The sequence below is a fragment of the Calothrix sp. UHCC 0171 genome (assembly GCF_034931845.1).
Taxonomy (GTDB): Bacteria; Cyanobacteriota; Cyanobacteriia; order Cyanobacteriales; family Nostocaceae; genus Brunnivagina.
In genome coordinates this window covers 1-13,272 of record NZ_JAYGHN010000074.1, presented here as the reverse complement: position 1 = coordinate 13,272, position 13,272 = coordinate 1, and the positions used below count along the sequence as shown (strand labels likewise).

The window sequence follows — 13,272 nt, the reverse complement described above, 5'->3', positions numbered from 1 at the left end:
CAGAAAACCCTGATCGAGTTTTACCCAGCCAAGACCTAACCCAACTGATGGCTACTACAGTTAAATCTGCCCAAACGATTCAGGATGCTGCCGCAGAATCTCATGCTTTGTATCAATTAGGACAAATTTACAGTCGTACTTCACAGTGGTTATCAGCCCAGGAAGTAGCGGAAAAATCCTTGAATATTGCCCGCAAAATCCAAGCAGATGATATTATTGCTCAGTCGGCATGGCAGGTTGGTAAGTTATATAAACAACGGGGTAATAAAGCACAAGCCATTTCCGCCTATACTGAGGCAGTGAGGTCATTAAAGGCACTGCGTTCTGATTTAGCTGCAATTAACCCTGATGTTCAATTTTCTTTCCGCGAAAGTGTAGAACCCGTATATCGGGAATTAGTGGCTTTGCTTTTAGACGAGCAACCAAGCCAGGTGGAATTGGCACAAGCTCGTGAATTGATCGAATCTCTACAAGTTGCCGAACTCGATAACTTTTTCCGGGAAGCTTGTCTAGATAAAGCCCAGCAGATTGATCAAGTAGACCCCACTGCAACAGTTATTTACCCGATTATTTTAGGCGATCGCCTAGCTACAATTATTTCCCAAACCGGACAACCTCTGCGTTATTACGTAACTCGCAAATCGCAAACGGAAATTGAGCAAACTCTAAATAATTTACTGGTTTCTCTCAACCCGGTTTCCGATTCCCAACAAAGAAGACAATTTACCCAAGAAATTTATGATTGGTTGATTCGTCCAGCAGAAGAAAATGGAGCCTTTAAAGATACGAAAACGCTGGTGTTTGTTTTGGATGGGAAGTTGCGGAATATACCGATGGCAGCCCTATACGATGGCAAACAGTATTTGATTGAGAAATATGCAGTTGCTCTCTCTCCTGGATTGCAACTAATGACAGCACATTCCCTCCAGCAAAATAAAATTAACGCGATTGTCGGTGGTATTAGTGAATCTCGCTCTGGTTTTGCAGCCCTACCGGCGGTGGAATCGGAAGTCAAGCAAATTTCCAAGACAGTATCATCGAATATGTTGCTAAATCAGCAATTTACTAGTCAAGCATTAGGCGATCGCGTCAAATCTAGTAATGCAGATGTGGTTCATTTAGCTACCCACGGACAATTTAGTTCCCGTCTCGAAGATACCTACCTGTTGACGTGGGATGGACGAGTGAACGTGAAGGAATTGTCGGAACTTTTAAAAAATCGCAGTGGGAATACATCGAAGGCGATCGAGTTACTAGTATTAAGTGCTTGTGATACTGCCACAGGAGACGACCGCGCTGTTTTGGGACTGGCTGGTTTAGCGGTGAAATCTGGCGCTCGCTCTACCATTGCAACTCTCTGGCCTGTTAAAGATAAAGCCGCAGAGATGCTGATGACTCGCTTTTATGAACAACTGCGACAACCGAAAATTACTAAAGCCGAAGCATTGCGACAATCACAGATCAACCTAATTCGTCAAACCGATTTCCGCGACCCCTTCTTTTGGTCTGCTTTTGTTTTAGTTGGCAACTGGATTTAGTACGTAAAAATACTGACTTTATCTGTTTCAAAACAATATATATTTTCCTGGTTTTTTTCTCTGGAGTCGCTTATAAAAGGAAATATATTCCCTGTTTGGCTTGGCTGAAGCTGAAGGTTAAAACAAATTTTTGAGACAGATTCTATCAACGTATTTGACATCAAGAATTAGCAAAAATGAGTAAAATAGCATGGAAAACAGATATTTTGTGGGTTCATTAAGTGTGCTACGTCCCTGGCATTTGGCTACCGTAATTGTTCTGGTGACGAGTACCGTATGCAGCAGTGCAAATGCTGTTATATTTACACCACCATCTAGAAATAGTGCCCCTTCTCAATCAACAGGAGGAGCTTCCCGTAGTAGTTTCTTTACTCCCAGCAGAGGCAATGGCGCTCCTAGACAAGCAACAGGAGGAGCTTCCCGTGGTGGTTTCTTTACTCCCAGCAGAGGTAATGGCGCTCCCAGACAAGCCACAGGAGGGGCTTCCCGTGGGAATCTGTTTACTCCAAATAAGGGTAACAGCGCTCCGCGACAGGCGAGTGGTGGGGCTTCCCGCGTTGGTACTTACTACTTGAGTCCATCGACAGTGGCAGCTACAGGACCAGCAGCATTAATTGGACTCATGCCTCAAAGCTATTATGGAACAACGGTATCTGAACGTCCGGCAGTCATGATATATCTTCCGGCTTCTGACGCTAAAGAAGCTGTCTTCAGCATCAAAGATGAAACTGGTAATATGCACCATAGTATGACGATTCCCGTAGCTGGGAAGTCTGGTGTAGTCGCAGTCAAATTACCAGAGGAAGCGGCAGCTTTAACTGTGGGTAAGAATTACCAATGGTTCTTCGCACTGAAGGTGAATGGACAACTTAGTCCCAGTACCCCTTATGTTGATGGTTGGATTCAACGCATCCAGCCCAGCGCTGAATTAGCAACAGCAATTCAACAGCAAGATGCATTAAAGCGAGCAGAGGCTTTAGGTAAAAATGGTGTGTGGTATGACTGTGTAGCAACATTGGCTGCCCTCCATGCCAGTCAGCCTAATAATCCAACTATCAGCAAACAATGGGGAGAATTGCTGGCTTCAGTTAGCTTGAAAGAGATTGCCACGGCTCCATTAGTAGTATCTGCTAACTAAGAGCAAAGCTAGTGGTTCGCCAACCCAGAATTGACGGGCTGAGATTGACTAGGAGAGACGGAGACGCACAGACGCGGAGATTTTTGTCCCTGCAAAGTTAGCTTGGTGGACTACTAGCCCAAAATAAGGAATAGTTTCTTTTTGCTTCAGGGGGGGACGAAAACCCTCCTCAGCAGTTCTCAAGAAATTGAAAATAATTGAACTATATGGCATGTGGTGTAAATTCCAGACTTTTATTCAAAAAACTCACAGTATTTTAATTATTATTCCTAGTGTTGCTCTGACAGTCATTGCTGGACAATCCTTAGGACTATTTAATTTACCTGAGTGGAAACTCCGTGATAAATGGATACGAATGAAATCGCAAGAAACAATAGCTGATGAAATTGTGATTGTCACTATTGATGAACGCGATATTCAATCGGTAGGAAAATGGCCTGTCCCCGACTGGTCATTAGCAAAATTATTAGAAAAAATTAAAGAACAAAAACCTCGCTCAATTGGTTTAGACCTGTATCGGGATTTACCAGAAGGGACTGGACATGAACAATTAGTAGAAATTTTTCGCACAACTCCCAATTTAATCGGTGTGGAAAAAATCACTGGTGAGCGGGTAAATCCTCCACCAGAACTGAAAAAAAAAGACCAGGTGGGATTAGCTGATTTGGTATTAGATGGCGATCGCCATGTGCGTCGTGCTTTGTTGACAGCTGAAGATGCCAAGGAAGATGGGAAAATTAAAGCGGGGTTAGCAACCCGTATGGCATTGAAATATCTCGAAGCTGACAAGATTAGCTTGGAATTAGTCGATGAAAAGCAACTCAAGTTTCAATTGGGTAAAGCCATTTACCAACCTCTGAAAAATCAAGAAGCAGGTTACAGCGATGGGGATGTAGGGGGTTATCAAATTCTTCTCAATTGGCATGGTTCAGAGGTAGCATTTAAAACAGTGACGATGCGCGATGTATTGGCGGGAAAAATACCCGCGAATTTAATGGGCGATCGCATGGTATTTATTGGTTCAACTGCTACTAGTACAAATGACTTTTTCGGTACTCCCTTCAGTTCGTCTTTACTTTCGGCTCAAAAACCAACTCCCGGTGTGGTAATCCATGCCAATATTGCCCTGCAAATGGTGCGAGGGGCAAAAATAGGTAATACTACTATCCACGGCATTTCTGGGATATCTACGTCATTCTGGATTGTTTTCTGGTCGGCAATTGGTTCTCTAGGTAGTTGGTACTTAGCTGGTATGTCTAGCAAACGCCAGATTCCCGGAGGAAAAATTCTTTGGGCAACTATCGGTTTGAGTGGATTATTACTAGGTGGTAGCTATGGCATCTTTTTAGCTGGTATTCTGATTCCAGTTACACCTGCTTTAGCTGCATTTATTAGTAGTGTAGTGGGGACAACGAATGCTTACAAACAGCGAAAATTAGAAGAAACTAATCAACAATTAGAAATTGCTAACAGTCAACTACTAGATTATTCTAAAACCTTAGAAATAAAAGTTGCTGAACGAACTCACGAATTATTAGAAGCGAAACAAGCTGCTGATGCAGCAAATCATGCCAAAAGTGAATTTTTGGCAAACATGAGCCACGAATTACGCACTCCTTTGAATGGGATTTTGGGGTTTGCTCAAGTGTTGGAACAATCGCCAAACTTGCAGGAAAAAGATAAGGAAGGTGTCAGTATTATTTATCAATGTGGTTCCCATCTATTAATGCTGATAAATGATATTCTTGATTTATCAAAAATTGAAGCCCGTAAATTGGAATTAGTCTCCACTGTAGTTCATGTTCCTAGTTTCTTGCATGGTGTCACTGAGATTTGCGGTATCAGAGCCGAGCAGAAAGGAATTAGTTTTAATGTTGTTATTAGTGATAAATTACCTTCTGCAATTGAAACCGATGAAAAACGATTGCGACAAGTTTTAATTAATTTGTTGGGTAATGCAATTAAATTTACTAATAGCGGTAGTGTGACATTTAAAGTCGATGTTGTAGAAGTTGAATCAGAATCAGAATCCAGTCAATCCCCCACAAAAACAATTCGTTTTCAAGTTGAAGATACAGGTGTGGGGATGTCACCAAACCAATTGGAAAAAATCTTTTTACCGTTTGAACAAGTAGGTTCAGCCGGACAACGTTCTGAAGGCACAGGTTTAGGATTAACTATCAGTCAAAGAATCGCAACGTTACTAGGTAGTCAAATTCAAGTCCAGAGTCATTTGGGTGAAGGGAGTTTATTTTGGTTGGATGTGACAGTCTCCCTTGCCCATGAATGGAATGAAAATAAAACTTTTTCAAGACAGCAAAAAATCAGTGGCATTCGGGGTGATGCACCTCGGATTCTGATTGTAGATGACGATGAAAATCACCGTTCCCTTTTGACAAACTTGCTACAAGAAATTGGCTGTCGAATTATGGAAGCATTTGAAGGGCAACAGGGATTAGAATTAGCAACTAAATATCAGCCAGATATGATTCTCCTAGACTTAGCCATGCCAAATATGGATGGTTTTGAGTTAATGGTTCACCTGCAAGCAAATCCCCAAACCCGTAATATTCCCATTATTGTTTCTAGTGCTAACGTCTTTGAGGAAAATCGCCAACAGAGTTTACAAGCAGGAGCCGCAGCATTTGTTCCTAAACCCCTGCAAGTAGATGAACTGCTGAATGCACTACAATCAGTCCTCAAAGCTGACTGGGTATATGCAGAATCCACTCTCAAACAGTCTCCTTCCCAACCTGAACAAGCAATTAGTGGTGAATTCACTTTGCCACCCCAGGAAATTTTGCAGCAATTATATCACCTGGCGATGATGGGAGATATCCCAGCAATTGAAGCAGTATTAGGGGAACTAACTAAGCACAATCAGCAGCTAGCTCCCTTTGTCACTGAGTTGAAGAAACTAACGACTAATTTTCAAACCGCAAAAATACGCAAATATATTCAATCTTTGATAACAGCAGAGGCACGACAATGATGGACGATTTTTTCTCAAAGCCCATGCATATCCTGTTAGTAGATGACAATCCGAATAATCTCAAGGTACTATCAGAAGCGATTCAGAGATATGGTTGGAAAGCCCGGATGGCTACAGATGGAGAATCTGCGATCGAACAAACTGAATATGCAGCCCCCGATTTGATTCTTTTGGATGTGATGATGCCGGGTATTGATGGCTTTGAAACTTGTCGTCGCTTAAAAGCAAATTCAATTACTCAAAATATTCCTGTAATTTTTATGACAGCTTTGTCCGATGCTACAGACAAAGTGAAAGGATTGGAAATTGGTGCTGTTGATTATATTACTAAGCCCTTCCAACAGGAAGAAGTAATTGCCAGATTAAAGCTGCACCTCAAAATTTCCTATCTTACCCGTACCTTAGAACAAAGGGTGGAAGAGCGCACCATAGAATTAACTCAATCACTGCAACAGTTACAACAAGCCCAATTACAACTGATTCAAAATGAGAAAATGTCCGCACTGGGTAATTTGGTGGCAGGTATTGCTCACGAGATGAACAACCCCTTGGGGTTTATTGCTGCTACCCTCAAACAAGCAAAACCAAATATTAATGATGTTCTCGAACACTTGAGGCTGTATCAAGAAAGCTTACCCAATCCTAGTGATGCCATTATCGAACATGCTGAGGAAATCGATTTAGATTTTTGTATCGAAGATTTAGCAAAAATGATTGATTCGATGACAATGGCTTGCGATCGCATTAAAAATATTAGCACTAGTTTAAGAACTTTTTCGCGGGCAGATCGAGATTACAAACAGCCATTTAATTTACATGAAGGCATTGATAGTACGATTTTAATTCTCAAGCACCGTCTCAAGGCAAATGAAAATCGTCCGGCGATTGAAGTATTTACAGAATATGGTGATATCCCTCAAGTGGAATGCTTTCCAGGGCAACTAAACCAAGTATTTATGAATCTTTTGGCAAATGCGATAGATGCCTTAGAAGAGGCTAGCACAGGTCGTAGTTACGAGGATATCACAGCCAATCCCAACCAAATTACAATTACCACCTTGCTGGAAAATCAATATGTCAAAGTTATTATTGCTGATAATGGTGTGGGGATGAGTGAGGAAGTCCAACAGCGTATATTTGACCACTTATTTACCACCAAGGGTGTAAATAAAGGTACTGGTTTGGGACTAGCGATCGCTAAACAAATTATTGTAGATAAGCATGATGGACAAATAAACTGTGTATCAGTTCCCGGAGAGGGGACAAAGTTTGTGATTACTATGCCAATTTAGAGTTGGGAATGGAAATGGAGATAGAAAATGCACTGGAATTTGGGAAAAAATCCCCTCCTAATTTCTAGGACATTAGAATTACCGCAGTGATGGTAATACTGTGGGGATTACAAACATTTAATAAACCTATAGGCATGAAAATTTTGCTTTCGATACTCTGGTTCTGGGGAACCACTAGAGACTAACAACTACACGAAAACCACATATCCGCAAGCCACCATCAGACTCATTCCAACTACGACTAGCGCTGCGACACAACACAGGACTAAAACTCCAAGAACCACCGCGTAATACTCTACGGTTTCTGTCTCCATCCCATTCCCAAACCCTACCATCAGTGGGTGCGCCAACATAATTATTATGCCAGGGATCGGCGCACCATTCCCAAACTAGCCCGTGCATATCATATAATCCAAAGTTGTTGGCGAGTTCAAAACTACCTACTGGCGTAGTTTCTCGGCGAAATCGACTTCTACCTTCTAATATGGCGCTGTCGCTACTACCACAGTTTGCTAAGTCGGGTGTGATGATTTCCCCGAAATGGAATGGTGTTGTTGTACCTGCCCGACAAGCATATTCCCATTCCGCCTCACTGGGTAAACGATACTTCCGTCCAGTTTTTTTCTCCAGGCGATCGCAAAATTCTTGTGCCTCATGCCATGATACATTTTCTACGGGACGATTTGCACCTTTAAATTTTGAGGGATTGGGATTTAGGGGAATATTTTCCTTCGGTAAAGCTGCAACTGCCCGCCACTGTGCTTGGGTAATCGGATATTTACCCATACATAATGGCTCAATTGTCACTAAGTGTTGTGGGCGTTCATCGGCATCTCCTTCACCATCCCTAGAACCCATGAGAAAATCTCCACTAGGAAGCGATACCATTTCTAAGAAAATCCCGCCTCCTAAGTCTTCAGAATAGTAACGCGCACTATTACGTTCTCTGGTAATTTCTCTACCCTGTGTATCTACAGTTAGTACCTCAAATTCAAACAGATGAAAAGCTGGAACTGTTAATAGTTCTTGAGATTTAATTGTTGGTTGATTAGTAGGTATATTGTGAATGGGTGGAGGTTGAATAGATGGAGTTTGAATAGGTGGATTATTGGGTGACGAAGTTTCTGAGGATGTTTCCAGTTGGGGAATCGTCATCATCCCGAAAAAATTTATAAAGCTATTATTATTTAAATCCTGCAAGACTTCGAGTGCTGATTGATATCTTTCTCGAACTAAGTTTTTGAGTAATTTATCTAATACGTATCCTAATTGCTCGCTGACACTTAAATTTTTCTGGCTCAACATTTCCCGCCACAACCACTGAGCATTAATCGCATCATAGAGGGGATCATAAATATTTCCATATCTATCTTGTTGTGGCAAACATTTTGTTAATAACCGCACACAAGTTACACCCAATGAATATAAATCGCTCGCATGACAGGCAAAACCAGCCATTTGTTCACTAGGTGCATAACCAATTGTATAAATTACTGTCGCTTGTCGGGCAATACTTGCTTGGGTAATTTGTTTGGCACCACCAAAATCAATTAATACCAAGCGATTATCACCGTGACGGCGAATAATATTTTCCGGTTTAATATCTCGGTGAATGACATTGCGCGAATGAATGAAGGCAATCACAGGTAAAATATCGGTTAATAATTGCCTGATTTTTGCTTCATCAAATATGGATGTTTGGAGTTCCCTAAATAAAGTCTCCCCTTCAATAAACTCCTGTACCAAATACAAACTTGCTCCTTGCTCAAAATAAGCAAGCAGGCGCGGAATTGAAGGATGATTTTCTCCTAGTTCATAGAGTCTAAATGCCTCCTCTTTAAATAGCTGTGCGGCTTTGGCGCGTGCTGCTGTTCCCTGTACTTGAGGGAAAAATTGCTTGATGACGCATGGTGCATCCAGTCTATCCACATCCTCTGTAGCATAGGTTTTGCTAAAACCACCTTCTCCTAAAAGCCTCAAGACACGAAAGCGGTTTCGCAACAAGTCGCCAAAGTTGCTTTGTCCGCAGCTATTACAGAATTTATTTTCCTCTGCGTTAAATGGGTTGGAGCAATGGGGATTTTGGCAGATTCGCATGGGTGTTGAGGGATTGCATCTTGTCCAAAGTTAGCCCCAATATTCAGATGATTGAAAGCTGCTATATATGCCCTTAAACAAGAAATTTACATATGGTTCATTTCAGCGATTTAGTACTTGCATATGAGATAAACAAAAGGGATTTACCTTGTATCAGTATAACCACGTACCAATATAATTGTCTCGCTTTTCCTATATATCTGCTCTCCTGACGTTAATACAGATATATCATCAATTTACATGTTTAGATTTGCAGGCATTTTAGATACAAATGAACAATAAACCAATGTTACATTTGCCTTGAGAGCTTTTCAATATTAATTAAATATGGGCGCACTGACATTTATATTATAGGGCGAATCCTATCGCAAGGTAGATTAAAATGTCAAGAATATATATCTAAAAATTGCATTTAATTTATAATTTTAAATTAGACATGTTTAACTAAGTATATAAAAAGCAACTAGCGATAAGTAAACAGTTAGATATTAGTGGTTAGCATTGTGGTTATGTGAGGTATTTGCCAGAGATAAAAGCCGCAGAGTACATAGATAAATTGTGAGGAAGTTGGGGTTTCTGTAGATGTCTAATGCAAACAACAAGCAATTATCAGCATGTCCAACTATCTGTAATGAATGTATTTCTCATACTTTTGTAGAAGGTTTGAGCGAATGCCTTCATCCTGATGAATCTGGAGTTAATTGTGCGACGGTAATTTTTTGCAGTTCGTTTCAACCAATACAACAAGTTGATAGTCCTTGTATATCTTTTGGTGAAGATGAAGAAGACAGAGATTAATTAATGACAGCATTTTGCCAGTCAATCAAGCCAAATTTTGCAGTTGGCAATTTACTGGTGGCGACTATATTCTGGATTCTGTTGTGTGTTTGCAAATGCCGAAGTTTTGGATAGCGCTAGTTGGACAGTAAAGGTAGAACCTTCCATTTGCTTGCTTTTGACAGAGATACCACCGCCGCAGCGTTGTAGGTATTGTTGCACAACACTTAAGCCTAATCCCGCACCACCAGATTCTTCACTTGGTGGACGGGTACTATAAAAACGATCAAAAATTCTGGAAATGTCAGCTTCGCTAATTCCAATACCAGTATCACGGACTTCCAACAAGATATATTCCCCTTGTTGCCGAGCTTTTACCCAAACCTGACCGCCATTTGGTGTAAATTTTATACTATTACCCAGGAGATTAATTACTATTTGCTTGAGTCCACCATGAACAAACCAAATGGCGGGTAAGTCAGTGGGTACGGTATAAGCCAGCATAATCCCTTTTTCTTGGGCAAGCGGTTGATAGGTACTGACTACTCCAGGTACAATATCAGCAAGGTGAACAGTCTCAAAATTAGCAGATTTCAAATTCTGTTCGAGTTCGACTAATTCCAGTACGCTAGTAATGAGGGAATTTTGCCGATCGCACTGTGAATGTAGCATCTGCAAGTATCTCTGTCGCTGTGGTGGTTTCAGTGCTGGGGAGTTGAGCAGCGACAAGGCGGTTTTCATATGTGTCAAGGGTGTGCGGATTTCCTGACACACATGATTTAAGTAAATATCTTTTTCTTGGAGTTTATTGTCAAGATTTTGATTTTTCTGTTGTAATTTAATTAATTGCGATTTTTTCCGCTTGCGGTTGATTTCTTCCTGTCTTTGCATTTGCCGAGTCAGCAAACTACTTAAGATAGAGGACTCTGTAGCATCGGTAAAACTAGATTTTTCGTCATCATCAACATTAACTATTGGCTCAAGTGCCACATGTTGAATATTTTCCACCACTTGCCGCACTAACTGATTATCAAACGAAGTCAATGTCACTAATGATGCTTTTGGTTTTGCAGTTGCTTTTAACTTTTGCTGTCTTTTGATACTTCTCGATGGACGTAATGCCACAATTAAACTACAAAATTGTGGAGATACCACCATCCAAAAATACTCGCGCTGGATTTGCCCTGACGGTAAAAATAATTGTAAATGGAAGGAATTCCCAGATACCACATTTGGCGCATCATTTGCCGATTTCCCCAAATGGAAACTGTAAATTTTTGCCGATACATCTCCTTTCTGCTGGTAGCGGAGTAATTCCGCCTGCCAAATATTTCCTCCTGGAAGCTTTGTCCACACGGTAGCTGGTATTTGTCGCTCGATGAGAACATCAATTTGCGATCGCAGCATCGCTAATAATGTTGCCGGAGATACAGACAAAGGTTGACAACCATGTTCACTGCTGGCAATTATTAATTGATATGGAGATAAATCTTGGGTCAGAGAGACATTCATGGGCAAAGCCGGTTTAGAAGATATTGAGTAGGAAATATCAAGCCAGTATAAAGCAGTATAAAGCAATAAATAATACTGCTTTACATTTTGCACTGTAAATGTTCGTTATATTACATAATGTTGAAGAAAATTGCCAAAAGTCTTCCTCATTCACTTCGCAATGCTGTAATCGGGTCTAACTTGGCAGCATTTGTCGCTGGGACAACCCCTGCCACCAAGCCGACGCTGGCAGAAATGCCAAAACCTGTAATTATTGACCAAGGTGAAACCACGAGGGGAATTTTCATTAAACTAGAAGCTGCGATCGCAATTCCCATGCCAAATCCAATGCCAATGCTACCGCCAACAGTGGAAACGATAATTGCCTCTGTGAGAAATTGAGTCAAAATGGCGTTTTTTGTGGCTCCCATGGCTTTACGAATGCCAATTTCCTTGGTTCTTTCCACAACCGAAACCAGCATAATATTGGCAATGCCAATACCACCAACCACCAGAGAAATTCCGGCGATCGCACCAATCATCAACGTAAACATGCCGACTATACTGGTATAGGTATTGGCAATATCCACTTGGTTGATAATGCGGAAATCGTCGAATTGGGGTGGATAAATATTGTGTCGTAAGCGGAGTAAATTTGTCACTTGAAATTGAATCGCATCTAATTGGGTACTATCCTCTGCCGATACCCAAAACCCGGAAATCGAAACACCAGAAATGGCATTATTACCAACAATTCGCCGGGACATATTTGTCAGGGGTATAAAAACGCGATCGTCTTGATCCATATTACCCACAGCACCTTTCGTTGGCATCACCCCAATTACCCGGAATAATTGCTTTTGGATGCGAATTTCCTTGCCGATTGCTTCCTGTTCTCCAAATAGCTGTTCCTTGACTTTTGTTCCTAAAACAACCACTGGTGAGGCACTATCTAAATCGGCTTGAGAAAAATATTGTCCCTGTTCAGGATGAGTATCTTTAACATCGGGATAATTCAAATCTGTACCAACAACGGCAGTAGAAATATTTTGCCCACCATAGACAACTTGAATTGAACCCCGTTGTAAAAAAGCTGTTACAGTCTTGGCGGCACTAGCTTGTGTGGCGACAGCCTCAGCATCATCCCAAGTCAGCGTTGAAGCCGAACCGCCGCCCTGACTAATACCACCCGCAGTAGATGCACCAGCCAGCACTAAAATGACATCTGAACCTAGGGATTGTATTTGTTGCTCAGTAGCTTTTTGTACTCCTTGTCCAACGGAAGTAATTGCCACTACGGAACTAATGCCAATAATCATACCTAGCATTGTCAATCCTGTTCGCAGCTTATTGCTCCACAGCGACTCGACAGCCATTTTGGCAATTTCTGTAGCTAGAGAGTTATTAAATTCTTTTGGTTTGAGTTTTAGCATCGGGTATGGCTGTTCATTGAATTATTTTGTTAGGGTAATATCATGTCCGGTTGGATACTTATTATTAAGACGCGGGGACGTGGAGAAGTTTTAATTGTAAGTGATTAGTCGAATATGATATGAGAGGTAATTTTGTCTTGGCATCCAGTCATGATGAGATTCTGACTCATTAATCATTGCTCATAAATGATTTGTAAAAATGTCAACATTACACAATTACTCCATCCTTATGAATGTAAAAATACAGAACGAAAAAGACAAACTACCAACAAGCGCTAGTCTACAAATAAATCAAGAAACAGAAAACGAAAAAGTTTTATGTTCTCATTGTCAACGCACAGCTACGAACGGGATTAAATGTAAAGGTATCTGTGTCGCAGATAGTGATTATTAAGTATGAATTTTCAGCAATTGATAAGTAATAATAATTATAGAGTTCAAGACAAAAATGCTCTTGTCTATTTCGAGTTGTGTTGGTGTTATAAAACGTAAGTAAGTAGGTCGGTGTTAAAAA

At 41.0% G+C, this 13,272-nt stretch carries 8 protein-coding genes; 5 read left to right on the top strand and 3 right to left on the bottom strand.

Translation table 11 applies throughout. The features are described from left to right. The 4 genes from VB733_RS26420 to VB733_RS26405 form a co-directional block, all read left to right on the top strand. On the top strand, window positions 1-1,538 hold a 1,538-nt coding region (locus tag VB733_RS26420; RefSeq protein ID WP_323343023.1), incomplete at its 5' end, for a CHAT domain-containing protein. Window positions 1,539-1,728: 190 nt separating this feature from the next. Continuing rightward, window positions 1,729-2,676, top strand: coding sequence for a DUF928 domain-containing protein (locus VB733_RS26415; RefSeq protein WP_323343022.1), 948 nt, complete (start codon window positions 1,729-1,731; stop codon window positions 2,674-2,676). Window positions 2,677-2,887: 211 nt separating this feature from the next. Further along, on the top strand, window positions 2,888-5,668 hold the full coding sequence (locus VB733_RS26410; protein ID WP_323343025.1) for a CHASE2 domain-containing protein: 2,781 nt from the start codon (window positions 2,888-2,890) through the stop codon (window positions 5,666-5,668). After that, complete coding sequence (locus tag VB733_RS26405) at window positions 5,665-6,960, top strand: response regulator (RefSeq protein ID WP_416336352.1); 1,296 nt, start codon at window positions 5,665-5,667, stop codon at window positions 6,958-6,960. The genes VB733_RS26410 and VB733_RS26405 overlap by 4 nt, the downstream gene beginning before the upstream one ends. A gap of 174 nt (window positions 6,961-7,134) precedes the next feature. Here VB733_RS26405 and VB733_RS26400 read toward each other — a convergent pair whose 3' ends face one another. Further along, window positions 7,135-9,057 (bottom strand): bifunctional serine/threonine-protein kinase/formylglycine-generating enzyme family protein, encoded by a 1,923-nt coding sequence (locus VB733_RS26400; protein ID WP_323343021.1) that lies wholly within the window; start codon window positions 9,055-9,057, stop codon window positions 7,135-7,137. A 582-nt stretch (window positions 9,058-9,639) separates the two neighbouring features. Here VB733_RS26400 and VB733_RS26395 point away from each other — a divergent pair. After that, window positions 9,640-9,855 carry a hypothetical protein gene (locus VB733_RS26395; protein WP_323343020.1) on the top strand — a complete coding sequence of 72 codons (216 nt, stop codon included), beginning with the start codon at window positions 9,640-9,642 and terminating at the stop codon, window positions 9,853-9,855. A gap of 51 nt (window positions 9,856-9,906) precedes the next feature. Here the strand turns inward: VB733_RS26395 and VB733_RS26390 are convergent, their stop codons facing one another. Beyond that, on the bottom strand, window positions 9,907-11,346 hold the full coding sequence (locus tag VB733_RS26390; RefSeq protein WP_323343019.1) for a DICT sensory domain-containing protein: 1,440 nt from the start codon (window positions 11,344-11,346) through the stop codon (window positions 9,907-9,909). Window positions 11,347-11,492: 146 nt separating this feature from the next. Then, window positions 11,493-12,758 carry an ABC transporter permease gene (locus VB733_RS26385; RefSeq protein WP_323343018.1) on the bottom strand — a complete coding sequence of 422 codons (1,266 nt, stop codon included), beginning with the start codon at window positions 12,756-12,758 and terminating at the stop codon, window positions 11,493-11,495. Window positions 12,759-13,272: the final 514 nt, after the last annotated feature.

What these genes read in the sequence shown, in the direction of transcription:
- VB733_RS26410 (WP_323343025.1), top strand. Translation starts at nt 2,888, where the DNA reads ATGTGGTGTAAATTCCAGACTTTTATTCAAAAAACTCACAGTATTTTA.
- VB733_RS26390 (WP_323343019.1), bottom strand. Translation starts at nt 11,346, where the DNA reads ATGAATGTCTCTCTGACCCAAGATTTATCTCCATATCAATTAATAATT.
- VB733_RS26405 (WP_416336352.1), top strand. Translation starts at nt 5,665, where the DNA reads ATGATGGACGATTTTTTCTCAAAGCCCATGCATATCCTGTTAGTAGAT.
- VB733_RS26395 (WP_323343020.1), top strand. Translation starts at nt 9,640, where the DNA reads ATGTCTAATGCAAACAACAAGCAATTATCAGCATGTCCAACTATCTGT.
- VB733_RS26385 (WP_323343018.1), bottom strand. Translation starts at nt 12,758, where the DNA reads ATGCTAAAACTCAAACCAAAAGAATTTAATAACTCTCTAGCTACAGAA.
- VB733_RS26415 (WP_323343022.1), top strand. Translation starts at nt 1,729, where the DNA reads ATGGAAAACAGATATTTTGTGGGTTCATTAAGTGTGCTACGTCCCTGG.
- VB733_RS26400 (WP_323343021.1), bottom strand. Translation starts at nt 9,057, where the DNA reads ATGCGAATCTGCCAAAATCCCCATTGCTCCAACCCATTTAACGCAGAG.